The sequence below is a fragment of the Cryobacterium sp. MLB-32 genome (genome assembly GCF_000738085.1).
In the GTDB taxonomy this organism is placed as follows: domain Bacteria; phylum Actinomycetota; class Actinomycetes; order Actinomycetales; family Microbacteriaceae; genus Cryobacterium.
The window spans coordinates 1-974 of record NZ_JPRS01000694.1; the positions used below are offsets into that span (position 1 = coordinate 1).

1 pseudogene is annotated in these 974 nt (G+C 64.1%); it reads right to left on the minus strand.

Annotation, left to right across the window (positions count from 1 at the left end):
• Nucleotides 1-974 (minus strand): annotated as a pseudogene (locus JF66_RS24010) (hypothetical protein); the annotation flags it as partial.

The window sequence follows — 974 nt, forward strand, 5'->3', positions numbered from 1 at the left end:
CCCGCGCTCAACGATGCCCGATACACCAGGAACCGTCACCGTCGCACAGCCCAACACAGGGTGCGCGCCCGGACCGGTGTTGATCCCATACACGCACACCTGATGTGACCCCGGAGCCGCCGTCACCGTCTCAGCAAAGCCATGGTTGTTGCCGTACCCAGGGTACGCACCACCAACATCCGTACGCACCTTGTTGGCCTGATAGGCCACCCCGACGCCATCGACGTACACGTGCACCGCGATCGAGTTCGCCGTGTCAGGATCAAGAGCCCAGCCGCCGACGGTGATTCCACCCGTCACCGGAGCAGCCGCTTCCAGCACCCCGATCGGCGTGCGCCCGCGCTCAACAATGCCCGATACACCAGGAACCGTCACCGTCGCACAGCCCAACACAGGGTGCGCGCCCGGACCGGTGTTGATCCCATACACGCACACCTGATGTGACCCCGGAGCCGCCGTCACCGTCTCAGCAAAGCCATGGTTGTTGCCGTACCCCGGGTACGCACCACCAACATCCGTACGCACCTTGTTGGCCTGATAGGCCACCCCGACGCCATCGACATACACGTGCACCGCGATCGAGTTCGCCGTGTCAGGATCAAGAGCCCAGCCGCCGACGGTGATTCCACCCGTCACCGGAGCAGCCGCTTCCAGCACCCCGATCGGCGTGCGCCCGCGCTCAACAATGCCCGAAGCAGCGGGAACCGTCACCGTCGCGCAACCCAAACGCTGATTGCCGCCCGGACCGGTGTTGATCCCATACACGCACACCTGATGTGACCCCGGAGCCGCCGTCACCGTCTCAGCAAAGCCATGGTTGTTGCCGTACCCAGGGTACGCACCACCAACATCCGTACGCACCTTGTTGGCCTGATAGGCCACCCCGACGCCATCAATCTCAATTCGAACCGCGATCGGGTTAACGGTGTCGGGATCAAGAGCCCAACCGCCGACGGTGATTCCACCAGTCACCG